Origin of the sequence: Pseudomonas frederiksbergensis, from assembly GCF_003732665.1 — a bacterium.
GTDB classification, from domain to species: Bacteria; Pseudomonadota; Gammaproteobacteria; order Pseudomonadales; family Pseudomonadaceae; genus Aquipseudomonas; species Aquipseudomonas frederiksbergensis_G.
The window spans coordinates 1-628 of the sequence record NZ_MOBP01000121.1; the positions used below are offsets into that span (position 1 = coordinate 1).

1 protein-coding gene is annotated in these 628 nt (G+C 60.7%); it reads right to left on the reverse strand.

Annotated elements, in window-relative coordinates; translation table 11 throughout:
* On the reverse strand, positions 1-628 hold a 628-nt coding region (locus BK665_RS33430; RefSeq protein ID WP_259699684.1), incomplete at both ends, for an ABC transporter substrate-binding protein.

Sequence of the window (628 nt, forward strand, 5' to 3'; positions counted from 1 at the left end):
CTTTCTCCGAAGATTTCAGCCACCATGCGCTCAGGCCCAATGTGTAGGGCGGCGTGGTGACGAAGGCGAACCGGTTGCGGTAGGCCAGGCGGTGATAATTGAGGTACCAGTTGGGAATGATGTAGTGCTGCCACAGCAATACCCGGTCCAGGGCCTTGCCGGCGGCGACCTGTTCATCCTGGGTCTGGGCGGCGAGCAATTGTTCGAGTAAATGGTCGACCGCCGGATTGGCAATACCGGCGTAGTTTTTGCTGCCCTTGACCCCGACCTGGCTGGAATGGAAGTACTGCCATTGTTCCAGGCCCGGACTGAGCGTCTGGTTGAGGGTCATCAGGATCATGTCGAAGTCGAACTGATCAAGGCGTTGCTTGTACTGGGCGCGATCGACTGTGCGCAGCCGAGCGTCGATGCCGATGCTGGCGAGGTTCTCGACGTAAGGCTGAAGGATGCGCTCCAGGTTCGGGTTGACCAGCAGGATCTCCAAACGCAACGGTTGGCCAGCGGCGTTCTGTACGTGTTGGCCATTGAGCTTCCAGCCGGCCTCAGCGAGCAGGCTCAGGGCCTTGCGCATGGTTTCCCGGGGGATGCCGCGCCCTTGGGTCTGCGGCAGGCTGAACGGCTCGGTGAA